A 25,753-nucleotide genomic window follows, 5' to 3' on the forward strand; every position below is an offset into this window, starting at 1 on the left:
GGTGTGAGGTGGTTTATCCCACTACTTACTCCTTATTGTTTCTTCCTTTTTACTTGCTCCTTACAACTTCCAACTTACGATTTACGGCTTTCTTCTTACTACTTTTACTACCTACTCCTTACTACTTTTCTCCTTACTTCTTACTCCTTACTACTAACTACCCCCTTACACCACTTTCCACCGCTCTTGCCACTCTTGATAGAAGGGTGGGCGATACCATTCCAGCTGATATTGCTTGTTCATGAAGGCCTGCACGCTATGACCTGTGGCCATCAGCGCGTTGTCTTCGCTACGCCTTATCTCGTAATCGAACACGATTTTAGCCGCTTCGGTGGGCACATAGAATATGTCGATGCGGCATTTCATGCCGTAAGCGATGGGCTGCCGATACTTAAACGTCAGCTCAACTAGCGGTGCGTAGTAGCCATTGTCGGCGATAGTGAGGTATTCCAGGCCGTATTTGGCACCGAAAGCCTCGCGTGCATCCTCGAAGTAAAGGGCGTAAGAACCATGCCACACCACGTTCATCGAGTCTACTTCGCTAAACCTTATCTCTATTTCTTTGGATGCTTGAAGGGACATTTGTTGTTATTTGAGGAGTTAAGGAGTTAAGGAGTATGCAGAGGAGTTAAGGAGTTAAGGAGTTAAGGAGTTAAGCCGTATGCAGAGGGGTTAAGGAGTTATGGAGTTAAGGAGTTAAGCCGTATTTTGAGGAGTTAAGGAGTTATGGAGTTATGGAGTTAAGCCGTATGCTTTTAAAGCATTCTCCTTTTACTCGTTGGAGTAGGGAAGTGTATCGAGAAAGCAACAAGGCCATTGGCTTAACTCCTTAACTCCTTAACTCCTTAACTCCTCGGCATACTCCTCAACTCACTCCTCAATCAACGCAATCTTTATCTCCGTAGTAGCCACCGTTTCGCCTTCGCATTCCACCTTTGCAGAGGCCAAAGTCATGCCCATCACGTTTTCTTCTACGTGTATCGTGGTGACGAGTTGTTGGCCAACGCGAGGCAGACGAGCCACGCAGAAGTTGCGAATGGCACCGATGAAACCCAACTGAACAGGCCGATTGAGCACATACTTATTGTAAAAGCCCAGTCGCGCGGCACAAGTTTGGGCCACGTTCTCCACCAATCCAGCGGCGCAGAGTTGCCCGTTGTCGGTAAACACGCCGTCTTCTGGCACGCAATAGCCGCAAACGGTGGTGTCGTTGTCAAAGCTCAGCAAGCTGTCTACCATTACAAATGGCGGCTGCTGGGGCAAAAGCTCGCTTACGTCGACGGTTCGGCCGATGAGCTTGTGGTTGTTGTCCATATATTAAAGAAGTTAAACCATTGTTCGGGATACAGCCTCACCACGCGTTCCAACTCGTTGGCGTAGGCTTGTGCCAGTTGTTGTATGCGTTCTTTGCGTGGTAAGTTGGTAGGAGGTAGCGGCAGTCGAGTAAGTATGGCGCGATAGCTTTTGATGCCCGTCTTAACCACCAGTACAACCAACGTAGGCACATCGCGTTGCACGATGGTGGCAAACGGACCTAGTGGAAAAAGCGCATCGCCACCGAAGAAACGGCAAACAACCGACCGCTCCGAACCAAATCGCCTGTCGGCTGTAAGGCTTAATATCTGTCCTGTGGCAAGCACTTCGTTGATGGCAAAGAGATGATTCATCCCATTGTCAACGGGTATCATGCGGATATTGGTTCGGCCGAACTGCTTTTTGCGGTTCTCCATCACCGTTTCCGTCTCTTGTGCAAACACCAACATGTGCATACTTTTGCGCTTAGCCGTGAGCATATAGCCGCCCATCTCGTAGTTTCCCACGTGTGCGCTCAGCATCACAAAGGCCTCGTCGCCCGCTTCCAGTTCGTTATACAACTCGATATTGTCGGTTGTAAGGGCGAAGGTCTTGCCTGCATATCGCGCAAAGCGGTCTATCATCACCTGCCCAAAGCGCAAGTGGTTTTTATAACTCCACCAAAACGATTTCAGCGCATTCCATCCAAACCTTTTGCGATAGAACCCATAACTGGGCTTAAAGCCCTTACCGAAGAGCATATAGAACGGCACCACCACCGCCACACCCATATAATAGATGTGTAGGGAGAGGAAACGAAAGCAATTTATCAATTGCTGTTGCATCCAACGATTACCGTCTGTTCTGCCTTGCCATTCCATATATCAGCCTTACGGAGATTGCGTTTAGGCGTTGTTCACTTTGCTTTCGATGTAGTCGCAGAATTGTCCGAGGGTGGTTATGCCAGCCATCTCTTCGGGTTTTATTTTAAATCCGAACTTCTTTTCCACGATAACCACAATGTCAACGAAGTCTAGGCTGTCGATTCCTAGGTCGTCTTTAAGCTTTCCTTCGGGAACAATCTTTTCTTCGTCAATCTCCAAATCCTCAATAAGAAATTCTCTTACTTTCTCTTCTATTTCTTGTCTAGACATATTTATAATGTATGATTAATGTTCTTTTATATCTTGTTTTCAAAACCAATGGCCGCAGAAATGCCGTCTGTCAATAACACTTTTGTCGTCGGCCCATCGGTACAAGCCTTTTTGTACTGCCACTACAAGCCCTTTGTAGCTGCACTACAAGTGGTTTGTAGTGGCACTACAAGCCTTTTGTAGCCCGGCTACAAGGCTCTTGTACCGGCACTTGCACTTTGTTTTGCCTCACCATTTAATGGGCATTCATTTCAAAAACAGCGTTTTTTTGCTGTATGTAGTGCCTACTCGCAGGCCGCGTTAGCCCCAGCCTTAGGGTAGCGAAACCTCCAAAATGCTGTGCCCGCGACCTATTCCGTCGTGCGTGGCCACCACTTTCAGGCCAGCTTGATCTATCAGTCGGGCCATGTCTTCGCTGTGATACATCTTCGAATTGCCGTTGGCCATAGCCGTAAAGTAAACACTGGTCATGGTTAGGCATAGGGCTGTGGTTTCGTATTGTTGCCTGTCCCAAAACGTTTCCATAATGAAAAGGCGTGTATTGGGATTCATCACGGCAGCCGCCTTTTGCAGAATGGCCACTATTTGTGGCTCCGAAAAGCAGTCGAGAAACTGACTCATCCATATCACGTCCCACTCTCCCTTGGGCAGTTCGTTTGTCTTGTCCAGCAAATCAGTGGGATAATCGGCAATGCGTTCGGCCCCTTCTTTGCCTTCGATGTTCTTTTTCATCATGCCAATCTGCCCAGGTAGGTCCACGATGGTTACGTTTACGTCGGCCGAATGAGCCACGCAGCGCAACGCAAACCGTCCCGTATTGCCGCCAACGTCCATCAAATGGCGTGGGTTATGGGCGAAAACGATGTTCAAAGCTTGGCTAAACGAGTTGTCGCTATAAAAGTGGTCGAACCCAAACCAGCTGCTTTGCACCTCTTCGGGCAGTTTCGATAGTCCCTCGTAGATGGTAGGCCAGTTGCCAAGCGTTTTCAGTCCTTCGGGCTTTTCGTTCGTCAAGGCCTCTTCTAAGAAGAACATCCCGCGATAGTTTACATCGTGGTTGAAGTCCATGTTCACCCGTGTAGAGTCGTCGGTGAGCAAGAACCAGCCCGTTTTCGATAGCGAGAAACGGCCCGTTTCTTCGTCTACCAGCACAATTCCAGCCGAAAGCGAGGCCTCGGTAAGTATCTTTACGGCATAGGTTGATAGCTTGGTGCGTTGCACCAGCTCGCCTTGCGTCAGTCCGTCGTGGCTGTCGCGCAGCAAGTCGAGTATGCCGAACTTCACCATTAGGCGCGAAACTTGGAACACCATGGGCGCCCAAGCGATGAATTGGGCCATGCGTTGTGCCTCGCCTGCCGACATGCGCTCGTGGCAATACTTCTTAGATAATGCGGGAAAGAGGTGCATATAATGTACTACGTATATGAGTTTACTAGTTTATGAGTTTCTGATTTGGGGCGTAAGCAGATGTGTAGGGCCAACGGTTTTGATGTTCTTTGGGCGAGGCGTTTGCCTGGAAACCTGCCTGTTTTGGGCACAAGGCCGCTGGCCTGCAAACCTAAGCACACCAGAACTGAACGAAATGCCTGTCGGGGAACCCTACGAACTTATTTCTGTTTCTTACAAGCTTTCTTGAGACACTTCACCGACCGCGCGGCCAGTTTCTTAAAGATGTCACGCAAGCGTTGGCTCTCGGTGTATTGGCTACCACTGGAAAGGTCGTCGATGCGAAGTTTGGTAATCTCCTTGTTGCCATCGTATATGTCCACTTCGCATGCCAGATGGGCATCGCCAGAACCGAAACCAATAACCACGGCCAGCGCGGTAATGCCCAGGTGCAGGCGCTTCATCTTCACCACAAGGCGCAAGGGTGTGCCCTCATCTTTCTCGGCAATGGCTTTCAGTGCGCCCTTGTTGTCTTTGTTCCACTTCTCCACAAACTGGCTAATGCACAGCTCCATGTCGCTTTTCCAGTCGCGCACGTTCTCTTCGCCCCTATCTTGCAGGTACTGCATGCAGGGTTTTCCCTCGATGTTCAGATCCGAGTAGTCTACGTCTACCACGCATTTGCGTTGGTCGTTAACGATGCAGGCATTGCCCCTGATAAAGTTCATGTCACTGTCGGCCATAGCTTTCGGCGCAAGGGCCAGCATGGCGAGTGCTAAAATAAGATGTCTCATAACGCTAGGTATTAAGTTTGGTGCATGGCTTGCGCTGCCCAGAGGCTTGCCCCATCGGTGCTTTTAGTGGCAGGTTGGGGGTGCGCAGCATGCTATTTTTTAATGATAAGTGCGCTGTTGGTACCGCCGAACCCGAACGAATTGCTCAGCACCGTATTTACTTGTGTGTCGATGCGATGCGTGGCCAGTCGTAGTTTGGCCGAATGTTCGTCGGGGTTTTCAAAGTTGATGTTGGGGGCAACAAAGCCGCCTTGCATCATCAGGATGGAGTAAACCACCTCGCTTGCGCCCGCCATCCAGCACTCGTGCCCTGTCATTCCTTTGGTAGAACTAATCCAAGGCATGTGTTGGCCAAACAATCGGTCGAGCGCGATGGCCTCGAACATGTCGCCTTGCAGCGTAGATGTGGCGTGCGCATTAACGTAATCGATGTCGGCAGGCGAGAGGTTGGCGTCGTTCAGCGCACGTGTCATGGCCGTAACCGAGCCTTCGTCGCTGGGTTGCGATATGCCGCCGCCGTTGCTCGAAAAGCCATATCCCACCACTTCGCACAGGATTGTGGCACCTCTCGCCACGGCATGGTCGTACTCTTCGAGCACCAATGCTGCCGCGCCACCGCTAGGTATCAGTCCGTCGCGGTCGCGGTCGAAGGGTCGCGAGGCACTCTGCGGGTCGTCCATGCGCTTAGAAAAGGCGCCAAGGGCATCGAATGTGGCCATCGAGTAGAGGTTAACCTCTTGTGCGCCGCCACAAAGCACCATGTTTTGCAGCCCTTGTTTAATCATCATGTAGCCCAATCCGATAGCGTGACTGCCACTGGCACATGCCGCACTGACGGTGAAGTTGATGCCGCGCAGGTGGAAGATGGTGCTTAGGTTCATCGTCACCGTCGAGTTCATCGACTGGAAGATGTAGCCCGACCCCAGCAGTTGCGAGTCGTGTTTCTCGCGCATAATGGCCGCAGCCTCGATAACGGGCGTTGAAGAAGAGTCGTTACCGAAAATGCAGCCCACCTCGTTGGCCAGCAGATAATCGTCGTCGATGCCCGCCATGGCAAAGGCTTCGCGGCTAGCCATGAAGGCATATTCGCCCTCTTCGGGCAGTCCCGTGCGCATTCGTCGGTCTAGCAAGCCCTTCAATACGGGTCGTTCAACGATGCCCGTCAATGCGCTTTGGTAGCCATAGGTAAGTCGGGCCTCGTCTATTCCGATGCCCGATTGCCCTGCTCGCAGCGCAGCAGTTGTCTCTTCGGTGTTTTTTCCCAAGCATCCCCATACGCCGATGCCCGTTATTACCACTCTTTTTTGCATTTGTTCTTTTTTAGGAGTTAAGGAGTAAGGAGTTAAGGAGTTAAGCCAAATGTTTTGTGACTTTCTCACTGCTCTCATCTTGAGGACTAAGCCAAACATGTCGCGACTTTCTCTCAGTTCCTATCGTGAGGGTTAAACCAAACATGTTGCGACTTTCTTGTAGTTCTTATCTAGGAGTTAAACCAAACACGTTGTTGGCTTTAAGATAGGAGCTTAATGTTTGGAATATAGGCCATTACTTGTTGTACTCGATGCACCAGCAAGGCATTTGGCTTAACTCCTTAACTCCTTATTCCTTGACTCCTTGATAATTTACAGCCCTCCCGTAATGCTGATAGTCTCTCCCGTGATGTACGCAGCCTCATCCGATGCGAGGAAAGCCACCAGTGCGGCCACCTCTTCGGCCTTTCCAAAGCGTTTCATGGGTACGATTTTTTTCAGTTCGTCTTGGTTTAAGTCGCCCGTCATGTCGCTTTCTATAAATCCAGGAGCCACGGCATTCACCGTAACCTTGCGTGCGGCCACCTCTTGTGCCAAGGCTTTTGTGGCACCGATAAGCGCGGCCTTTGCGGCCGAATAGTTCACTTGGCCAGCCATGCCTTTCAGTCCCGACACCGAAGAGATGTTTACAATGCGCCCATGACGATGGGTAAGCATGTCTTTCAGCAGTCGGCGCGTTAGGTAGAAGAAGGCGTTGAGCGACGTTTGCAACACGCTTTCCCACTCTTCGTTCTGCATAAACACCATCAGGTTGTCGCGACGGATGCCCGCATTGTTCACCAACACGTCGATATACTCGTCGGGATGGCGTTGCTGCCATTGCTCCACAGCCTGCTCTATGGCTTGGGGTTGCGCCACGTCAAAGCGCGACAGCTCGGCTTGTCCGCCTTCTGCCACAATCTGGTCGCGTGTTTGTTGTGCAGCTTCGTCGTTGTGTAGGTAGTTAATCACCACGGCATAGCCTTGCTTAGCCAGCTTAATGGCTATGGCTCTGCCGATGCCGCGCGATGCTCCTGTTACCAATACATATCTCATCTGATGTTTCTTTTCAGTAAATTTAGGGATAACAAACCCCTCTTGTAACTTGCAAAGATAAGTATATTTTCGCAAATCATTCCATTATTTGCTTTTATTATTAGATTTTTCAAATGCAAGCGATGGTGTGAAGGGAGGAAAAGGGCTCTTCTCACCCCCTACTGGCCTCACCCCCAGCCCCTCTCCAAGGGGAGAGGGGAGTGGTATGCCTTGTGTGTTGCACGTTTGTTACTGGTAAACTTGTTATCTGTCAGCCTCACCCCCCAGCCCCTACCAGCCTCACCCCCAACCCCTCTCCAAGGGGAGAGGGGGAGTGATATGCTTTGTGTATTGGGTGCCTGTTATTCTCAACTTATCTACTCATTAGCTGATGTTATGTCCACTTTTCAGCAAAAGTTTTAACATTATGGCTGCGATTTTTTCCGCTAATCGCCTACCTTGTCGCAAATAATCGATTCTCGTGGAGGTTTGTTTTGAGGAAAATAGGGGGTAGTTGGAAATGCAGACGGAATGAATTTTTATTTAATAAAATGGTTGTTTGTACCCGTTTTGGGGATGTTTGCTGCTAATTGTAGTGCAATATGCCGCTAAATGCAGTGCGTTTTGATGCTAAATGCAGTGCGTTTTGATGCTAAATGCAGTGCATTTTGGTGCTAAACGCAGTACGTTTTGGTGCTAAATGCAAGGTGTTTTGGTGCTAAACGCAGGGTGATATGCAGCTAAATGCACGATGATAAGCATAAAAATACGCCGCATTTGTATAAACATGACCTTTTAGAACCACTAAATATGTGGCTAAAAAGGGCAAAATAGCCGTTAAAAAGTGGATTTTTGGGGGTAAAAAGCAGGTATTTGGTAGTGAAAAAATAGCGAGTGGGCAACCAATTAGAAAGCTAAAATGGTGCTAAATGCAGGTAATGGTCTTAAATTTGGTGTAAGAATAAATGGTGCAAACCCGAAAAATGTGCCCAATGGCATGTTTAGGGAGCTTTATTCTCGCTAGAATGAGATGAAGTTTTTAACCGTTTTGTAAAAGATATGGTAATTTTTTTTAAGGGTGTGAGTTAGTGAGTTTATGAGTTTGTGAGTTTGTGGGTTTATAAGTTTATGAGTTCATGAGCTTGTGATTTTGTGGGGTTATGAGTTCATGAGTTATCAAATGCTGCAAAGGTAATAAATAAAAGACATGCCAGAGGTTTCAGCCTAGCAAATGTCCATTACGCCTAAGTTCACGAAGTTTTTAGTTTGTAAGGTGATGAGGTTATCGGTTGTGGGTACACGCGAAAGGGAAGAAGTAGAGATGGAGTGGAATGAAGTATGGCTGTTAGCGTTTGATGAGCGTGGCGGTTGTATTGTTATCGCCTTTCGTTTACAAGCCTATCATCTTATTAAGGTAATAAATCCAAATCGTACATTACAGCGCTTATCAAATATTTTGAGTTGTTTGCATTGCTTCCTGTGCATCTTTCGTTTGCTAGTCGGCATATTTTCTGTCTTACTCTCTTGACGTAGCCCGCTACGCCTTTAAGGGTGTAAGACAGGCAATATGCTCAACAATACACAAAATATGAACAGGCTCTAATGCCCGATTTGGGATAAAGCAAAAGCCCGATGCCGAGCATTGCGCTGCGGCATCGGGCAAGTGTTATGGTTGTGCTGAATTGGGCTTATGGCCTATTCTTTAACCACTTTAACTGCTTTATACAGTTTTCCGTTCTTCATTACGCGAACGATGTAAAGACCCTTGGCACCGGTGATGGCCACGTTAACCACGTCGCCAGCATTGGCCGTTGCCTTGGTGTTCTGCATTACGGCACCGTTAACGCCCGTTACCTGTATGGTATATTCGCCACCTTCGGCAAAGCGTAGGTTCACACTTTCAACGAAGGGGTTGGGATATAGGGCGAAGTCGGCAGCTTCAACGGCATTAACACCATTGGTTGTGCCCGTTACCTCAACGATATCGGTCACGGTCTTGGTATCTTCACCCCAGAGGTTGGCCAGTTTCAGCGTTGCAGCGTACTTGCCGGCAGCGGCATAGGTAACAGTAGCCACATCGCCCCTGCCAATAACGTTTGCTCCATCGAGCGTCCAGGTGGCTTGTGTCTTCACTTCTAGCGTACCAGAGATGCCGGGATAGCCCAGAACATTGTTGTTGTCTTCGCGTGGATCGTAGAAAGCGTTGTCCGTTTTCTCGCCGCCACCTTGTGCAATGGCCACAACGTCGCCCTTGAATTGTTCGCCGGCACTACCCCAGTTGGCGTACTTGCCATCGGCAGTTTTCTCTTCAAAGGTGTAGTATCCGCGCAAGTTGGCGGGCACATTGCCTTTGCTGTAACCATTCATACATTGTTTCACTTCTTCGGCAGATAGGAACTTGTCCCATACTTGCACTTCGTCTATCACTCCGTTAAAGCCAGCCTTGTACACGTTGCCGCCACCGATAAATATGTCTGCAAGCTCGTTTCTGCGTATGCGGCCATCTCCGCTATCTTCACGGCGAGTAGATGCACCGAAGAAAGCGTTAGCCACTTGCTTACCGTTGAAGTATATGCACTGCCTGCCGCCATCTTGCGTTACAACGATGTGGGTCCACACGCCAGGTACAACTTGATAGCCGGTTGACATCATGTCTGCTTTGGGATCATCGTGGTCTTTCCAGCCCATCGTGTTGAACGAAACCTCGTTTGCTGCGTGGTTTTTCCATTGCGGACGGATGGTTACCCAAAGGTCTCCCCAGTTGTTGTGGGGCCAATTGTCCTTAATGGTATTTTTGTTAATGAGGTTTGTTCCTTGCTTGTCGTGTCTGAATGGCTCGGCTTTGAACCAAAGGGCGTACGAATAGGTTGTGCCTTGCTGCAAGTCGGCAGGCATGCGGAACATGCTGGGGTCGCTGATGATAAGACCTCTGGACACTTTGCCGTCGCCTTTCTTGCCCGTAAAGCTGTACTTCACTTCTTCGCCGGCTTTGGTTTGTTGTTTGCTGGGCGTTATGTTTTCGATGTGTGGCACGGCACCAGTGCTTTCGGGCGAAACCTGAATGAAGCCGCGATTGAGATGCTCTTGGCCTGTGTTGTCTACCAATCTAACGTCGTACACGCCAACCTCATCGAGTTTGAGGTTGCAGCTCGTTGCGTTCTCTGCGCTGAAAAGAACTCGCTTATCGCTAGGTCTGATAACTTCCCACTTTTGTGCGGGCTCTTCGATAAGGTCTTCTAGGCTGAGCGTAAACTCTTCTCCGGGCTTGATAACGGCCTTGCTAAGCTTGGCGGTGTGCAAAGGTTGGTCGTAAGGAATGTCGGTCCATGCGCTCCAAGCAATGTCCGAATGGTTAAGTCCGTCGGGCGAAATGGCTCTAACGCCCATTCTTACCTGGCGGTTTGCCTTGTCGGAAGGCACAGGAGCGTCTACAACGTATGCCGCCCACGATGTGGTAGCGGTGAGCAATTGCTCTTTTCCACCTTTCGGTTGAATGTAAATTTCGTAGTACCAGGTGTCAACTTCGTCGTTGTAGGTTTTCTTTGCGCCCGTTCCGTCGTCGCTGTAATAGCGCATCTTGAAGTCGAAGGCATTGTAACGGCCTCTAAGAACTTGCAGTTCGCCCACGGTAGGTTTCTTGGTGTTGAAGGCTTGTTGGGGATTGCGCACGGCCATTTCGCCCACCAGCATGTTGTAGTTGTGGGTTGTTCCTTCTACTTTGATACCAATCATGGCCACAGTGGCGTTGGCCGTAATGCCAAAGTCGGACATTTTAGCGGTGAAGGTGTTCCATTGTCCTGCCTTTGGTGCATCGGGTATGGCCACTTCCTTATACTTGTTGGTTTCGCCTTTCAGTGCGATGAACAGCTTGGCGTGGGTTTTGTTGCCCTCGGTAAGCTTGTAGGTGATGCTAAGCGTATTGTCGGCTGTTACGTCGAGCATGGTTTTGAACAGCTTAACGTGCGATGCGGCCGTTTGTCCGTGCAGGCTAAGGCACGAACCGCCAAAGTAAGCCTCGTCGAAAATGAGGTCGGCCTTAATCAATGAGGGGTAAGAGGCGGCGTCTACCTTGTCTTCTGCGTTGGTAATCCACCAGCGCCACGTGGGCATAATGTCTTGTGTGTTGATGTTATGCCACTTGTGGTCGAAGGTAACTTCGCCTTGGTTGTAGAACTTCAAGCCGTTGCCCAGGTTAAATCTGGACACGAAGGGTACGCTGGTGATGGTACTCTTGGCCGTTAGCAACGAAGAAAGTCCGTGGAAACGTTGCAGAGAAGCGTTGGAGAGGTTGCAGTTGTCGGTGAATTCGGGGCGATAAGCCGGGTTGCGATGTCCGCCGCTGAAACATAGCTCTTGCTTTAAAAGGTAAGCCTTTTGTATGGCGATGTCTGAGGTTCCGTCGTCGGTTGCACTCTGGTGCAACAGACTTTGACTGTGCGCACCCCAGAAACCAACCGATGCCTTTGTTTCAGAAAGTGCGCGCCAAGAACGGTCTCCGCCAGACAGTCTCATTCCATTCTTTTGAATGTCGCAGCCTGCATAGATGTCGTAACTGCTTCTGTTCATACTCTTTGCCTTGCGGGCAGAGTTGTTGAGTTGGTCTTTGCCCCAGTTATAATTAAAGAAGAGCATGTCTACAACAGGCCTATCGCCAGCACCAAACATCTCTTCGTTGTGGCTATCAAGGCCTCCATCGAAGTGGATTCTGCCAGAAGAGCTGGTGCCGTCGTACCAATATACTTGGAATTCCCAGTCTTGTTTCTTTCCTTCTTCGTGACAAGCTGCGAAGAAATTGATGAGGCGAGTCATTGAACTACGGTCGGACTTGAACTCCGAGTTAACGCCAATGCCGTTAATTCCGTAGTACTTCATGTATTGTACCAGCTTTTCAGCATACTTATACTTGCCATAGCTCGATTCGGTAAGCATTTTTAGCGTTGCTGCGTGGCCGCTTGTTCCCCAGTTGATGTTGATGTGTACATCCCAGGGAATGGACATCAGAGTGCCCACCTTTACGCCGTTCTTGGCAGCTACGTCGGATAGGCCTGCCGAACACCTTACCCAAGGTGCCGTCCAGTTGCCGTGGATGTCGAGATAGCTCCACAGACTGAAGTTGTCTCCTTCGAAACAGTAGCGCGGAAAGGCCTTCCAGGTACTCGTTGGGTCGTCGAGTGGAACCCACAAGCACATCTTGCGCTTGCTGTCTACCGTAGCATCTACGGTATAATCGCCTTGTTCTGCGCCAATACGCTTTCTAGGCTTTACGCGCGAGATGAAAAACTCGTCGTCAATGCGCGATGCGTTGCCGATTGTTTTCCCAGGTTCCCAGCTCATGAAGCTGTTAATCCACTGGGTTTCGTCGGCCGTCGCGATGTCTAACGGATGTGATGGCGTTCGTTGCGCTTGGGCTGTGACGGCTATCGCCGACAGCGCCAAGGCCATCAATGTAGATTTTCTTTTCATTGTTTATAGTTTTATAAATACTTTGTTGGGGAGTTTCCCCGCAATAGTGTTGTCGTTTCAGATGTTTAGGGGGTTTTCCTTTGCGAGGACGGTTGTTTTTGTATTTTGTTTTTTAAGCATCAATGTAGTTCGGGGCTAAGCCAGCCCGTGGGCATGTCTTCGTGGTACGTCGATGTTTCCTTCTCTCAGTCGGTGTTAAGGTCGGTCAGTTTCAGTTTTGTTCGCAGCGTTCTCAGGGCGTTATAGATATGCGCATCCACCGTTCGCACCGAGATGCCCATCTCTTGGGCAATGTCTTTGTTCTTCATGTCGTGCAGATAGCTGAGCGTAAAAGCCTCCTTGCTTTTGGGTGGCAATTGCTCGATGGCGTTGGTAAGCTTGTTGCTTAACTCTTTGCAGGCCATGTTAAAGGCCACGTCGCATGCGTCGGGCGACAGTAAGGCTGCCGTTTTGTTTTCCATATCGACAACGGCCGCCGAATATCGGTTCACCACGGCACGGTGTTTCAGCACGTTGAGTGATTGCGTGTATACCGTTCGATAGGTAAATGCCCGCACATGAGCCGCAGTTGAGATGTCGTCGCGCCTGTTCCACAGTTCCAAAAACGTGCCTTGCAGCACGTCTTCCACATCAAGAGCCCCCAGCAGACGTGTGGCATATTGCGCTAGCTGTGGGTATAAGTCGCGAAAGTATGTTCGGAACTCCTTTTCTGTCATGTTTGGGTAGGTGCGGTTTAATGGGGTTTGCCCATCGGTTATAGCCTTTTGTTGCGTTTTTTAGCTAGTTTGTTGCAACGGCTTTTCGTGCCTGTGCTAATAGTTTTCTGCAAATATACGCATTATTTAACGAACCAGCGCAAGTTTATAAGACTTTTTTGCAAAGCAAGATTAGGTAAGCCCAGGCGTTGGAGAAAGGGTTTAGGCTGTTGTCTGTTGTTTTTCGTGGTTTTGTTAGGCTAGTTTGGCGAGTTGGTGTGTGCTTGATACACCTGCTTTTGCCATTAAACAATTTGCCCCCAACCACTTAACGAGGCGGTTGGGGCAAGGGATATTAGTACGAAATCTTCACTCCGAGGAAAAGGCTACGTGGCTGTGTGGGGCCGTAAACGTAGTCGGAGGCTCGCGAAGGGCCTTTATCCAGGTCTTTCTGGTAGGCATCCAGCAGGTTCTGAACGCCTGCGCTAGCCTGCAACTTCACTTGGTTGTAAAGGTAGAAGTCGTATGCCAGCTTCAAGTTCAGCGTGAGGAACGAGGGCGTATGCTCGATGATGGAGAAGTCTTTGGTGCGTTCGCTGCCGCCCTTGGGGTGTCCAACGTACATCCTACCCGTGTAAACGCCCGAGAGCGACACGTTGAAATCTATCATCGGGCGCACGTTCAGCGTGAAATAACCATAGGTGTCGGGCGTGCGCAGCAGGCGTTTGGTGGTTTTAAACTCGTCGGCAGCATCGTCGTCCCATTCTTCGGCCGTGCGATAACGGCTGCTTTGCCACGTAAATCCGGCCTGCAATTGCGCCCAAGAAGTAAGCGATGCCTTACCTTCGAGGTTCAGCCCAAACACCGTTGCGCCATTAGAGTTGTAGCGTTCTTCCACACGTGCACCATCAATAACGACGTCGTCGGCCAGCTTTCGCGTGGCAAACATGTTGTTCAGACGGGTGTAGAAACCCTCGATAAGCAGGTTGGTTTGCACCGTTCCAAAACTTTTATAGAGATCGGCCGATGCACTGAAACTGTGCGAACGCTCTTCTTTCAGGTCCTTGGCGAGGGCAATCTTCACGCGGTCGCCATCAGATATCTTGGTGTGTAGGTCTTCGTCGAAGGCTTGCGGAGCCCTAAAACCGCCTGCGTATGTAAGGCGGAAGTTGGCGTTGGGCGTGGGATTGTAGCGCAGGTTCACGCGCGGACTGAATATCAGGTGCGAAATAAGGTTGTGTTTGTCTAGTCGTCCGCCCAACAACAGTCTCCAATGGGCGTTCTTCCACTCGTTTTGCACGAAGGCGCTGCTGATGCGCACGCGCTGTTCGAGCAGGCTGTTGTAGCCCAACGAGCGGTCTTTTATGCGGTCGAAACTGTATTCAGCACCCACGGTAAGGTCGGCTGGCATGAACAACAGTCGGTCGAAGTTGTGCACATACTGCGCTCCGGCAATGTAGTTGATGTTGTGTGTAACGTTATACGCCCTTTGTGCTTTGTCGTAAGCCTGCGCGTTGGCTAAAATTTCTTGTTGGTCGTCGGGCAGTTTTGCCGCGTCTTCCTCGCTCATGTCTAGGCTAAGACCCAGCTTGTAGGCCTCGTTCAGAGCCTTCTGACCCTCGGCTGCGCTAGCCAGTTCGCCCAATCCGCCGTAATAGCTTTTGCGGTCTACGTTTTGAAACGAGGCGTATGCGCTGAAATGTCCCTTGCCATTGGGGTTGAAAAGGTCGTAAGCCAAGCTGCCGCCGTTGATGGTATGCTCTATTTGTTCGGCAATGTTGGCCTCGTGGGGCGGCAAGAAAAGGTTGTTGCCGCCACGGCGAAACTCTTTCAGCCCATGATATTTCAGGGTAACCTTCGAGTAATCGGTGAGCCGAAGGAAGGTGCTAAGCCCCAAAGTTTTATTGTCTAGCGTGGGCAAGTCGGTATAACCGTCACCATCGCGGTCGTAAGCCGAGCGGTGTCTGCTTTGCGCATAGAGGTAAAAGCCTGCTCTGCCGTTGGTTGTAACAACCGAAACGTTGCCCGTTGTGTTGTTGTCGAAAGCGGTAGAGCCAGTTGTTGCGCCCGTGATGGTGTGCGCCAGCTCGGCCGAATTTTCGCTAGGCTCCTTGGTAATGATGTTGATGGTGCCGCCAATGGCCGATGCACCGAAGAGTGCCGAGCCGCCACCGCGAACTATTTCCACACGTTCTATCATGTTGGCAGGTATCTGTTCGAGTCCGTAAACGCCTTGTAGGGCGGTAAACACAGGACGCGAGTCTACCAATATCTGCGAGTAGTGGCCGTCTAGTCCGTTGATGCGCACCTGCGAAAAGCCGCAATTGGTACAGTTGTCTTCGGTTCGCACGCCCGGTTGGAAGTTAAGTCCTTGTGCCAATGTCGTTGAATGGGTAGACTCGAACAACTTCGTGTCCAGAACATTCACGATAACGGGCGACTCGCGCCTAAGCGTTAGGCTGCGATTGGCCGAAACAACCACCTCGTCGAGTGCAATTTCGTCGGGCGTAAGCTCAAAGTTCTTCTCGGTGGTATAGTTTCTTTCGGTGGTAACCTCTTGTCTAAGTGCGCGGTAACCGGCAGAACGCACCTCTATTTTCACCTTTCCCAAGGGCAGGTTGTTCAGCGCGTAATGGCCCTCGGCATCGGTGGTGGTGGTTATCACCGTGCCAACCACCAGCACACTGGCGTGCGATAGGGGTTGCTGTGTCTTGCTGTCTACCACGCTACCCTTTATGTTGGCATCCGTTTTTTCTTTCACTTCGTTTTCTGCCCGCATGCCAATGGGGATGCTTAGGGCGAATGTTGCGCAGAGTGCGAACATCAGTTTAAAGAATTGTTTTCTTACTGTTCTTTTCTTTTTCATTTTACATTCACTTTTAAAAAGGCATGTTCTGTAAACCTTCCGCATAGCACGCAATTCGCCCTTTCGGGGTTCTTATCGTTCCGCGAAAAGTTTTAGAGCTCGCCTTTAGATTTGTTAATACAAAGTTACGGCTTTGTAGGGATATGCGCAATACCTAGAAGTAGGGAAAAAAGGTGAAAAGGTGAAAGGGTGAAAAGGTGAAAAGGTGAAAAGATGGCTGCGCCCTTTAAAAGGTGAAAGGGTGAAAAGGTGAAAAGGTGAAAAAATGGCTTCGCCCTTTAAAAGTGAAAAAGTGAAAGGGTGAAAAGGTGAAAAAATGGCTTTGCCAATTAACTTGTAAACCGGTCAATTCGTTAACTTCTCAACTCGTCAACTAACATCTTGTTAACTTGTTAACCTGTCAACTCGTTAACTGAAAAGCCTCTCGTTAACTCGTCAACTGCTTTATCTCTCGCGGATTTATTTTGTTTTGTCCACTTTTCAGTATGGGATTTAACACAAAGAGTGCCCTTTTTATCCACCAACAGCTCACTCGGTCGCAAAAAATCGATTCTCGCGAGGGTTTGTTTTGATGAAAGTAAGCGTTGAACTGTGGATGGGGCAAAATGAATATTTATGACAAGGAACTGCCATTTGCACCCGTTTTCTAGGTGTTTACTGCTATGTCTTCTGCAATATGCCGCTAAACGCAACGCGTTTTGGTGCTAATTGCAGTGCGTTTTGGTGCTAAATGCAACGCGTTTTGGTGCTAAACGCAATGCGTTTTGATGCTAAACGCAAGGTGTTTTGGTGCAAAATGAGAGGTAAAAAGCATAAAGATACGCCGTAAATGGCATAAATATAATCCTTTCGAGGCATTAAAATCATGGCTAAAAAGGGCAAAATAACCATTGTTTGGTGGCTTTTTGGTGGCAAAAAGCAGGTTTTTGGGCATGAAAAAATGACGAGTGAGTAACCATCTAGAAAGCTAAAATGGTGCAAAATGCAGGCGGTTTTCTTAAAAACGGACTAAAACAAATACCTATAAGGCTGCAAATAGCGGCTAATTGCCTACTAAATGGGCTTTATTTTTGCTAGAATGGGCTGGCGGTTAGGGTATGTTTTGTAAAACAATCGCACTGTTTTTAACTTTTTGGTTAGGTAAGTTGGCGAGGTTTTTTCATTTTAAATGAAGTATAAATGATGGGAAAAGGGCATTTGTTTCAGACATTCAAACTTTTAGGACTTAGCTGTCTTTGCCATCAAGCATGGGCAAACCCCAACAATATGCTGTGTTTTGCATCGTAAAGATAGGGGTAGACATGCGATAACTCCGCCATAAAAACGTTCCAACACTTTCCAATTCTCTCTAAATTGGAAAGGATTGGAGCGTTTGTTGATGACCGAAAGGCAGTTGGGTTTAGCCTTTTTTGATGGGGGAATAAGCACTTTTTGATAGGGAAACAAGCACTTTGCGCATTGCGAAACACATGCTGCCACTGGCATTAGTGCATAACGGCCAGCAGCGTAGAACAGGGTATGTCAAGCATTTAGCTGTTTTATCACCTCTTCGAAACCCTCACTTCGCACATATCCCTTTTTCACTTTGTTAAACGCAAATTCGCTGACAAGCCCGCGGCTAACAAGGCCCATGATGTCGGTCTTAGCGGTTGTAGGCGTAACCAAGAACCTATTTTGCAACTCTTTAATGGTAAGCACTGCCTTGGGATTATCTACAAGCAGCTGTATTATTTGCGCCTGCCGTTCGTTGATGTCGCCCAGTCGCAGGTAAGTGTTGGCGGCAAGGTGCTCTTTCTGCTTTCGTTTGATGTAGGTTTGCAACTCGCGGAACGCTTGTTGCAACACACGCATGTTGTAAGCAACGAAGTAGCCCATGTCGTTATCATCGGCCTCGGTGTAAAGAAAGGCCTTTTCGTAGGCCGTTTTTGAACGTGCTATCACGCGCGAAATAGACAAATATTGCGTTAGCCAATAGCCACGCCTCAGCAAGTACCAATAAAACAAGGCACGTGCTGTGCGCCCATTGCCATCGGCAAAGGGGTGAACGTAGGCCAACATGAAATGAATAACAATGCCCCTTATCAGCGGGTGGATGAAAACAGACTGCTCTTCGTCGTTGAAAAAGCTACACAAGTCGGCAACGAAGGGTTCTATATCCTTGTGAGATGGCGGCCGATGCACCACTTCGTGCGTTATACCATCTGCCACTACCACCTCATCGTTGGTTCTAAACCTGCCCGCGTACTCATCGTTGCTCAGTGTCTTCTCCGTCATCAGCCTGTGCACGTGTTGCAAAAGCTCCGGGGTAAGCGGCTTGTCCTTGCTCTGCACAATGAATTGTATGGTTTGATAGTTGTTCGCTATCATCTGTTGCGCCTTGTCTTTGGGCTTTGTTTGCTTACGTAGCATTTCTTTTGCCACACGGCGCGTGGTGTTGGCACCCTCCATCTGACTTGACGATATGGCCTCTTCCATGAGCGAACTCACCAAATAACGTTCGTTTGTTTCGGGCGGCAGCTTGTCGTCGGCCATCCACGTACCGCCAAAATTCATGTCGAACTCGTGGCACATACGTTGCATGTGGCTTGTAAGACTTAGCGTAATGGCATAGCTGGGCCATACGCACAGCTTGTTTCGCAGGCGCGATGCCTTGGTGCAGAGCCACAGCTTTTGGGGTGTACAGCCCTTGGGTAACGGCTTATACTTCACCGTGTCCCAATATTCGTACTCCTCGTTTATCTGTTCTACAAGGGCGGTAATGTCTTTATCTTGCATTTTGAACAAAGCTCTTAACCTGTCTTCGATGCTCACCTGCGGTGGTAATTCTATTTTACCCATAGTCTATTTGCCTTTAAACGTCATTACAAAGTTATGCAATTCTTTCCAATATTGCAAGAATTGGAAAGAATTAGAACGTTTGCTGACAAACCAAAAGGCGATGGTTGGGCAGAAGGAAAGGGGTGATTGGGCCGAAAGGGTACACCTTATTATATAGGCAAGTGGCGGCGGCGTGGGGCGAGTTTTTGCCTGCGTGGCAAACTTAATGGTACGAATGGGTTGGTAAGTGGAAAAACATTAGATTGTGTTCGCCTGTTAAAAAAGCCGCGAGATGTGGGCTAAAACATGTTGAAATGTTAAAAAATAGCCCTTTTAGGGCTTGCTTTTGCATTTCTATAAAAAAAATATTCGGTTGGTTGATTGTTTTAAGTAAATTCTACTAACTTTGCATGCGTTAGTGTTCCTCTTGTGCGAGTGGTGTGTTTAGGCATAGATTTTGCACAAAATGAAGGAGGGCATGGCAAACAAATCGCTGGCCGCGGGCAACTAGTCCACGGCTAAATAAAAGCATCAAATTATTCTACAACACCGTAAACAAAACAACCGACAAACTTACCATGCTATCAGAAAACGACAGGAAAGCCATTCTTGAGCTTATACATCGGCAGGTGGTGCCTGCCATTGGATGCACTGAGCCTATCGCTGTTGCACTATGCGCGGCGAAGGCTAAGGAACTTTTGGCACAAATGCCCGAAAGAATTGACGTGCGACTGAGTGCCAACGTACTTAAAAACGCTATGGGCGTGGGTATCCCTGGCACAGGGATGATTGGTTTGCCTATCGCCATCGCCTTGGGCGTACTTATCGGCGACAGCGAAAAACAGCTGGAAGTGCTTAAAGGTTGTACGCCCGAGAGCGTTAAGCAAGGTAAGAAACTGATTGCCGCGAATTGCATCGACATTAAGTTGGAGGAGGAAGACGAAGACAAACTCTTTATCAACATTACCTGCACCTGCGGCGACGAAGTGGCCGAGGCACGCATCAAGGGGTCGCACACCAACTTTGTTTACCTGCGCAAGAACGACAAGGTGTTGCTAGACAAGGCCGCATGTAGCGCAGAAACGGTGGCTAAAACAGGCGTGGAACTGTCGATGCGAAAGGTGTACGAGTTTGCAACGGAGACGGCTTTGGACGACTTGCGCTTTATCCTTGAAGCCAAAAAGCTGAACGAGAATGCCTCGCGCTGCGGATTGGAGGACAATTACGGCCACCAATTGGGTAAAACGATGTGCAGTCCGCTAGGTCGTGGCGTGCTGGGCGACAGCGTGTTTGCACATATTCTCTCGGCAACTGGCGGCGCATGCGATGCACGTATGGCCGGAGCGATGGTTCCTGTGATGAGCAACAGCGGCAGCGGCAACCAAGGAATTTGCACAACGGTGCCTGTAACGACGTTCGCACGCGAGAACCACAATACCGAAGAGGAACTTATCAGGGCGCTAATTATCAGCAATCTGACGGCCATCTACATCAAACAGCACCTTGGCACGCTGTCGGCTCTGTGTGGATGCGTGGTGGCCAGCACGGGAAGTAGCTGCGGAATAACCTACCTGATGGGCGGAACGTTTGAGCAGATATGCTATTCGGTAAAGAATATGATTGCCAACCTCACGGGTATGATATGCGACGGAGCCAAGCCTTCGTGCGCATTGAAACTCTCGTCGGGCGTTAGTACGGCCGTGTTGAGCGCGATGTTGGCCATGCAACACAAGTATGTTACATCTGTTGAGGGCATTATCGATGACGATGTGGACCGCTCGATTAGAAACCTGGCTGCCATTGGAAGTCGAGGAATGGACGAAACAGATAAGTATGTGCTAGACATTATGACACACAAATCGTGTTAACTAGAAAACTTGTCGACCTGTTTACTGGTCAACTCGTTAACTTGTAAACTCGTCAACTAAAATAACAACAAAATCAAAACCCCACCAAATATGAAGAAAATTAGATTGGCCTTACTGACGGCTTTACTTGCCGTCTTCGCGTTGGGGGCATCGGCACAGATGCAAAACCCCGTACATGTAAGCGTACAGCAGAAACAGGTTTCGCCCACCGAGGTGGACGTTATCTTCACGGCAAAGATTGATAATGGCTGGCATGTCTACTCAACAGGCCTGCCTAGTGGTGGCCCGATTTCGGCAACCATTACCACAGAGAAGGCAGAAGGTGCACAAGCAGCAGGCAAACTGCAAGCAAAAGGCAAGGAGATTAGCAACTACGACAAGCTTTTTGAAATGAAGTTGCGCTACTTTGAAAATGCTGTTACCTTTGTGCAGAAATACAAGATCACTGGAAAAACCTATCGCATAAAAGGTTATCTGGAATACGGAGCATGCAACGACCAAAACTGCTTGCCGCCAACACAGGTGGAATTCGACTTTAAGGGCAATGGTCCGGCCAACGCTCCCGATGCGAAAGAAACCAAAACGCCTGCCCAACTGGCCAAGGAAAAGGCCGACTCGCTGGCTGCTCTGGCTGCCGCCAACGCTAATGCAACGACCGACACGGCCAAAACGTCCGCAGCTGCCGTTGCCGAAGGAGGCAACAACGTGGAGCAAGGCGGACTTTGGGCACCCGTTGTGGCCGAATTGCAGGCTTATAACGGCGACCAAGGCAAACAAGACAACTCTATGCTGTACATCTTTGCCATGGGTTTCATCGGCGGTCTGCTCGCACTTTTCACCCCTTGCGTGTGGCCCATTATCCCCATGACGGTAAGTTTTTTTCTCAAACGCTCACAAAATAAGGCAAAAGGCATTCGCGATGCCCTCACTTATGGCGTGAGCATCATCGTTATCTACGTGGCATTGGGCTTGGCCGTCACTGCCGCCTTCGGCCCTTCGGCTCTTAACTCGTTGTCGACAAACGCTGTTTTCAACATATTCTTCTGCTTGTTGCTCGTTATTTTCGCCCTTTCGTTCTTCGGATGGTTCGAAATACGCCTGCCCGACAAGTGGGGTAACGCCGTAGACAGCAAGGCATCGTCTACCAGTGGCGTGCTCAGCATCTTCCTTATGGCCTTCACCCTTTCGCTGGTGTCGTTCTCTTGCACGGGTCCCATCATTGGTTTCTTGCTCGTTCAGGTGTCTACATCGGGCAGCATCATGGGTCCTGGCATAGGAATGTTAGGCTTTGCCGTGGCATTGGCCCTGCCTTTTACGCTGTTCGCCCTCTTCCCAACGTGGCTGAAAAAAGCGCCGAAGTCGGGTAGCTGGATGAACATCATCAAGGTTGTGCTGGGCTTTATCGAGCTGGCGTTCGCCTTAAAGTTCTTCTCTGTGGCCGACTTGGCTTACGGATGGCACCTGCTAGACCGCGAAGTGTTCCTCTCGATATGGATTGCGCTGTTCTTCATGCTTGGACTTTACCTCATCGGACGCTTGAAATTCGCCAGCGACCAAGGCAGTTCGGATGCCATGCCTGTACCTTGTGTGATGCTGGGATTGGTGTCGTTCGCCTTCGCCGTCTATATGATACCAGGCCTTTGGGGTGCTCCTTGCAAGGCTGTTAGTGCCTTTGCGCCACCTATGAACACGCAGGACTTTAACCTATACCATAACGAAGTGCGCGCACAATACGACAGTTACGAAGAAGGAATGGCCGCCGCTGCCGCTCAAGGCAAGCCGGTGCTTATCGACTTTACGGGCTTTGGCTGCGTAAACTGCCGTAAGATGGAGGCTGCTGTGTGGACAGACCCGCAGGTGGCAGACAAGCTTACGAAGGAGTATGTGTTGATTTCGCTATACGTTGACGACAAGAAACCGCTGCCCGAACCCGTAGAAGTAACCGAGAACGGACAGAAACGAACGCTTCGCACCATTGGCGACAAGTGGAGTTATCTGCAACGTAGCAAGTTCGGGGCTAACGCTCAGCCCTTCTATGTGGCCATCGACAACGCAGGAAAACCGCTGGCCAGGTCGTATAGTTACGACGAGGATATCGCGCATTACATGGATTTCCTGAACCAAGGACTAGATAACTTTAAGAAGAAATAGGCTGTTGCGGGCGTAAATGCCTGCACATTGCCGCTTTAAAGCGATAGGGAGAACTATTTTGTTGTCGTTCTCCCTATCGCGTTTATAGTCAAATCCACGACTTTCGTTCAACCCAAATCGGCCATTAGAGCCTGTACAGATTTTGTGTATTGCCCTCGCCACTCCTTATATATATACGCGCGCGCAAGGGAGAGCTTGAAATTCGTCTTGCCATTAGAGCCGTTCAGCAGCAGAGATTGCAGTATATCCGAGCGTACACTAATGCAAAGTGGGCGAACATTACGGCCAATCCACAAAAAAAAGATTGTCGCCTATCTCACTCGGAGGTAGGCGACAATGCTTTGTGTATGTTCTTTTAGTGATGTGTCTCTTTAAGGGTAATTCCATAAAGAATACCTACATCCATTATAGAAATACCTTATCGAATAACCTTCTGCCTGTTACCACTTCAAGTCTTCGGCAAAGCCGTTGAAACGGAAGTTGCTTCCAAGAGAGATTGAACTTGGGTTGAATGTCAAGCTGAATGCACGTTGCGCATCTGCTTTCAAGCAAGTGGCTGACCAGTAATAGCCAAGGTAAGAAATGTACTGCATCTTTCCTTCTACATAGAAGCCTTTGGCTGGGAGGTAGAAGTAATCAGATATTTCAGACTTTGTAGGACGTTCTTTAACTATATCGTTGTTAGAGAAAGTGTAATCCGCGAATGTGGCAGTGGACTGACGATAATCAATACCATTGTAACTTGCGTACATATTCTGAGTAGTCGTATGGTTCTCTCGTGCGATAACGTCTTGTTTCTTCAACCACATTCCACCCTTATAAAGATGTCCGAACAATGTCCATAGCTCAGCAGCATCCCAGTGTGGAGCACCTTTTTGCACATACCATATTACTTGGTTCACCGAGGCGCATTGAGTTGCGCTATTTGAAGCCCAGTTAGCACCGCCCGCAGGTGAGTTAAACCAACTATCAGGAGAGTCTGCTTGACTTTTGGGGAAATTTGTGGTTGATGCGCCGCTAACCTTTGGTTGGCTGCTTTCCCTATTATACCAATAATGTTTCTTTGCGTCCCACATGAAGTATTCGCCCGACACGTCTGCGGGGTTAAGGTTGGCTGTTATGTCGTATATCTTGCCAGCTTCGCAGTTAATGTCAATGTACTTGGTTACAGTTCCTACAATTCTACCATTTGGATTGTCCACCATGTTCTCGAGCCAGTAGCGAACAGTGAGGTGATGCGTTCCAGGAGGGATAACCACATAGGCGCCATTGGTGGCGAGGCTTGTGTTTTCGTTGGTGAGATCGAAACCATTGCCTGTTACAAGTGTTATCATCTTTGAGCCATTTGCCACGGGTTGGGCACTCAACGAACCGTTAGAGAAGTCGAACGTTCCGGCAATGTCGCTTTCGGCAACCACCTCGATGGAGGTAAGTTTACTGCGCTTTACGAAAGCATTTGTTGTGCGAGGCAAGAAGCAGAGATAGCTTGCCTTGTGGTTTAGCTTAAACTTAAAAGAATTGCCATTGCCTGTTGCCGTTGCTACACCACAGTCTCCCGAGGCCCCAGCATGGCTAAAATCGTTGGCTTCTGTTTGATTTTGTTTAGCGGCAATAGTCACCTTGTCGCCAGCAGTACCATTAGAACCGGTGTAATGCACGGTGCATCCGTTAGCAAATGTTCCCGAGACAGCGAACACGCCATCTGTCATGGCAGAATTAAACGTACCGGCGTTGCTCTGTTTAAAGGTACCGTTAGTGTCTTTAACCCAGATTTTGTCGCCTGTCGACCAATAGGGAGTTGCCCCTTGTCCTAGGGCGTGCTTAATTGTCGTGCGTGAAGTAGGGCTTACCTGAGCTATATCACGCTCGCCTGTAAACGTCACCACAGGCGCGTTTGTGGCGTTTTGGGCCTGTTTGTTCTCGTCTTGCGCCACGTCTTCATTGGCGCAGCTTGCAAAGGCTGTTACTGTTAACAGCAATGCAGCATGTAGTAAATGTCTGTATTTCATTTCCTGTTGTTATACTGTTTGGTAGAATGGCGAGAGGAAATCGCGTTAACGCAGATTTCTTCTTAGCCGTACGAGGAATAACGAGCGTGAAAGCCCGTCTAGTTGCAGTCTAGTTAATGGGTTAACGAGTTGGCATGCCTACCGTTCTCGCCGCTCATGGCCTTAAAAGCAAGTGAAATAACAGGCTCGAAAAGCGCATGCACCCCAAAAAACAATGGTTTTGAAGTTAAATATACCCAAAGCTTGGGCTTACTTATACTTCCTTTCGTTCAATCTTGTAATAATACTCCGAAGCACACTGCCTATTCTTCGTCTTCGTCCACGAAGTTTCCTTGCTTGGCGTCGCCATATGTTCCTCCTTGTCCAATAGGACTATGGTTTCCGCTTACTTGTTGCATCAGGTTCTCCATTTCTACGCCCACAATCTCAACTTTTGGACATAGATACGCTTGTTTCCTAAATACTACTTGTTTCATCATCTGCTTATTCTAATGATTAATTACCTGTCTCATCTTTCGCCAGCTTACAGAGAAGGCGGTGGAAAATGAACAATGGGATCGTTGTAAAAACTTACTTTAATAAGGGGTACGCAAAGTTATCCTTTGTATATGTTCTAAAAATCATCCGAGATGATTTACATCGCACTGCTTGTGCGCCAACAACACATCTGATTTAAAATGAATATGAGATGTTATGAGTGAAAGAACAGACATGTTCCACACTCTGTCTACGCACTTGCTCATTGTAAGAGAATGCCCTAATTAGATTCACAACTCTCCGCTAAATTATGTTAAACTGTGGTGCAAAGTTATGAGAAAAGGATAAAACATACAAGAAATGGCACTCTTTTCTTATTCGCGCGCTTGTTTAATTGATATTCCTCAATTGATTGATAATTCTCCATTAACTAAACACGCCATCCTTAACTGGTCT

Annotated in this window: 16 protein-coding genes; 2 read left to right on the forward strand and 14 right to left on the reverse strand. The window is 48.8% G+C overall.

From position 1 onward, the window contains the following. Nucleotides 1-165 precede the first annotated feature (165 nt). From HMPREF0670_RS07825 to HMPREF0670_RS07880, 12 genes are all read right to left on the reverse strand, one after another. Nucleotides 166-582 carry an acyl-CoA thioesterase gene (locus tag HMPREF0670_RS07825; RefSeq protein ID WP_009230621.1) on the reverse strand — a complete coding sequence of 139 codons (417 nt, stop codon included), beginning with the start codon at nucleotides 580-582 and terminating at the stop codon, nucleotides 166-168. A gap of 288 nt (nucleotides 583-870) precedes the next feature. Next, nucleotides 871-1,314 (reverse strand): pseudouridylate synthase, encoded by a 444-nt coding sequence (locus HMPREF0670_RS07830; RefSeq protein ID WP_009230622.1) that lies wholly within the window; start codon nucleotides 1,312-1,314, stop codon nucleotides 871-873. Beyond that, complete coding sequence (locus tag HMPREF0670_RS07835) at nucleotides 1,272-2,174, reverse strand: lysophospholipid acyltransferase family protein (RefSeq protein WP_009230623.1); 903 nt, start codon at nucleotides 2,172-2,174, stop codon at nucleotides 1,272-1,274. The genes HMPREF0670_RS07830 and HMPREF0670_RS07835 overlap by 43 nt, the downstream gene beginning before the upstream one ends. Before the next feature lie 24 nt (nucleotides 2,175-2,198). Continuing rightward, on the reverse strand, nucleotides 2,199-2,447 hold the full coding sequence (locus HMPREF0670_RS07840) for an acyl carrier protein (protein ID WP_009230624.1): 249 nt from the start codon (nucleotides 2,445-2,447) through the stop codon (nucleotides 2,199-2,201). 312 nt (nucleotides 2,448-2,759) lie between these two features. Then, nucleotides 2,760-3,854 carry a methyltransferase gene (locus HMPREF0670_RS07845; RefSeq protein ID WP_009230625.1) on the reverse strand — a complete coding sequence of 365 codons (1,095 nt, stop codon included), beginning with the start codon at nucleotides 3,852-3,854 and terminating at the stop codon, nucleotides 2,760-2,762. A gap of 200 nt (nucleotides 3,855-4,054) precedes the next feature. Next, on the reverse strand, nucleotides 4,055-4,627 hold the full coding sequence (locus HMPREF0670_RS07850) for a hypothetical protein (RefSeq protein WP_009230626.1): 573 nt from the start codon (nucleotides 4,625-4,627) through the stop codon (nucleotides 4,055-4,057). Nucleotides 4,628-4,719: 92 nt separating this feature from the next. Next, the gene (locus HMPREF0670_RS07855; RefSeq protein ID WP_009230627.1) at nucleotides 4,720-5,937 is read right to left on the reverse strand and encodes a beta-ketoacyl-[acyl-carrier-protein] synthase family protein; all 1,218 of its coding nucleotides are present in this window, start codon (nucleotides 5,935-5,937) and stop codon (nucleotides 4,720-4,722) included. A gap of 312 nt (nucleotides 5,938-6,249) precedes the next feature. Further along, the gene (fabG, locus tag HMPREF0670_RS07860; RefSeq protein WP_009230628.1) at nucleotides 6,250-6,972 is read right to left on the reverse strand and encodes a 3-oxoacyl-ACP reductase FabG; all 723 of its coding nucleotides are present in this window, start codon (nucleotides 6,970-6,972) and stop codon (nucleotides 6,250-6,252) included. A 1,674-nt stretch (nucleotides 6,973-8,646) separates the two neighbouring features. Next, a complete protein-coding gene (locus tag HMPREF0670_RS07865) occupies nucleotides 8,647-12,414 on the reverse strand; it encodes an endo-beta-N-acetylglucosaminidase (protein ID WP_009230629.1) in 3,768 nt (1,255 codons plus the stop codon). A gap of 185 nt (nucleotides 12,415-12,599) precedes the next feature. Next, nucleotides 12,600-13,130, reverse strand: coding sequence for an RNA polymerase sigma-70 factor (locus tag HMPREF0670_RS07870; protein WP_009230630.1), 531 nt, complete (start codon nucleotides 13,128-13,130; stop codon nucleotides 12,600-12,602). 334 nt (nucleotides 13,131-13,464) lie between these two features. Beyond that, nucleotides 13,465-15,975, reverse strand: a complete 2,511-nt coding sequence (locus HMPREF0670_RS07875) for a TonB-dependent receptor (protein ID WP_052296869.1) — start codon at nucleotides 15,973-15,975, stop codon at nucleotides 13,465-13,467. 1,521 nt (nucleotides 15,976-17,496) lie between these two features. Then, entirely contained in the window at nucleotides 17,497-18,813 is a 1,317-nt protein-coding gene (locus tag HMPREF0670_RS07880) for a Fic family protein (protein ID WP_009230632.1), read from the reverse strand. Nucleotides 18,814-19,370: 557 nt separating this feature from the next. Here HMPREF0670_RS07880 and HMPREF0670_RS07885 point away from each other — a divergent pair. Both HMPREF0670_RS07885 and HMPREF0670_RS07890 read left to right on the forward strand, forming a co-directional pair. Beyond that, entirely contained in the window at nucleotides 19,371-20,660 is a 1,290-nt protein-coding gene (locus HMPREF0670_RS07885; protein ID WP_009230635.1) for a serine dehydratase subunit alpha family protein, read from the forward strand. A 90-nt stretch (nucleotides 20,661-20,750) separates the two neighbouring features. After that, complete coding sequence (locus HMPREF0670_RS07890; RefSeq protein WP_044077969.1) at nucleotides 20,751-22,811, forward strand: protein-disulfide reductase DsbD family protein; 2,061 nt, start codon at nucleotides 20,751-20,753, stop codon at nucleotides 22,809-22,811. 440 nt (nucleotides 22,812-23,251) lie between these two features. On the opposite strand, the gene HMPREF0670_RS07895 is transcribed toward HMPREF0670_RS07890, so the two are convergent. Together HMPREF0670_RS07895 and HMPREF0670_RS16315 are read right to left on the reverse strand one after the other, a co-directional pair. After that, complete coding sequence (locus tag HMPREF0670_RS07895; RefSeq protein WP_009230637.1) at nucleotides 23,252-24,820, reverse strand: hypothetical protein; 1,569 nt, start codon at nucleotides 24,818-24,820, stop codon at nucleotides 23,252-23,254. Between the two features lie 302 nt (nucleotides 24,821-25,122). Then, on the reverse strand, nucleotides 25,123-25,299 hold the full coding sequence (locus HMPREF0670_RS16315; RefSeq protein WP_009230638.1) for a hypothetical protein: 177 nt from the start codon (nucleotides 25,297-25,299) through the stop codon (nucleotides 25,123-25,125). Nucleotides 25,300-25,753: the final 454 nt, after the last annotated feature.

The organism is Prevotella sp. oral taxon 317 str. F0108 (genome assembly GCF_000162415.1).
Lineage (GTDB): Bacteria > Bacteroidota > Bacteroidia > Bacteroidales > Bacteroidaceae > Prevotella > Prevotella conceptionensis.

Excerpts from the sequence above, each read along its gene's own strand:
- HMPREF0670_RS07825 (WP_009230621.1), bottom strand. The coding sequence starts at position 582 with ATGTCCCTTCAAGCATCCAAAGAAATAGAGATAAGGTTTAGCGAAGTA.
- HMPREF0670_RS07830 (WP_009230622.1), bottom strand. The coding sequence starts at position 1,314 with ATGGACAACAACCACAAGCTCATCGGCCGAACCGTCGACGTAAGCGAG.
- HMPREF0670_RS07835 (WP_009230623.1), bottom strand. The coding sequence starts at position 2,174 with ATGGAATGGCAAGGCAGAACAGACGGTAATCGTTGGATGCAACAGCAA.
- HMPREF0670_RS07840 (WP_009230624.1), bottom strand. The coding sequence starts at position 2,447 with ATGTCTAGACAAGAAATAGAAGAGAAAGTAAGAGAATTTCTTATTGAG.
- HMPREF0670_RS07845 (WP_009230625.1), bottom strand. The coding sequence starts at position 3,854 with ATGCACCTCTTTCCCGCATTATCTAAGAAGTATTGCCACGAGCGCATG.
- HMPREF0670_RS07850 (WP_009230626.1), bottom strand. The coding sequence starts at position 4,627 with ATGAGACATCTTATTTTAGCACTCGCCATGCTGGCCCTTGCGCCGAAA.
- HMPREF0670_RS07855 (WP_009230627.1), bottom strand. The coding sequence starts at position 5,937 with ATGCAAAAAAGAGTGGTAATAACGGGCATCGGCGTATGGGGATGCTTG.
- fabG (WP_009230628.1), bottom strand. The coding sequence starts at position 6,972 with ATGAGATATGTATTGGTAACAGGAGCATCGCGCGGCATCGGCAGAGCC.
- HMPREF0670_RS07865 (WP_009230629.1), bottom strand. The coding sequence starts at position 12,414 with ATGAAAAGAAAATCTACATTGATGGCCTTGGCGCTGTCGGCGATAGCC.
- HMPREF0670_RS07870 (WP_009230630.1), bottom strand. The coding sequence starts at position 13,130 with ATGACAGAAAAGGAGTTCCGAACATACTTTCGCGACTTATACCCACAG.
- HMPREF0670_RS07875 (WP_052296869.1), bottom strand. The coding sequence starts at position 15,975 with ATGAAAAAGAAAAGAACAGTAAGAAAACAATTCTTTAAACTGATGTTC.
- HMPREF0670_RS07880 (WP_009230632.1), bottom strand. The coding sequence starts at position 18,813 with ATGGGTAAAATAGAATTACCACCGCAGGTGAGCATCGAAGACAGGTTA.
- HMPREF0670_RS07885 (WP_009230635.1), top strand. The coding sequence starts at position 19,371 with ATGCTATCAGAAAACGACAGGAAAGCCATTCTTGAGCTTATACATCGG.
- HMPREF0670_RS07890 (WP_044077969.1), top strand. The coding sequence starts at position 20,751 with ATGAAGAAAATTAGATTGGCCTTACTGACGGCTTTACTTGCCGTCTTC.
- HMPREF0670_RS07895 (WP_009230637.1), bottom strand. The coding sequence starts at position 24,820 with ATGAAATACAGACATTTACTACATGCTGCATTGCTGTTAACAGTAACA.
- HMPREF0670_RS16315 (WP_009230638.1), bottom strand. The coding sequence starts at position 25,299 with ATGATGAAACAAGTAGTATTTAGGAAACAAGCGTATCTATGTCCAAAA.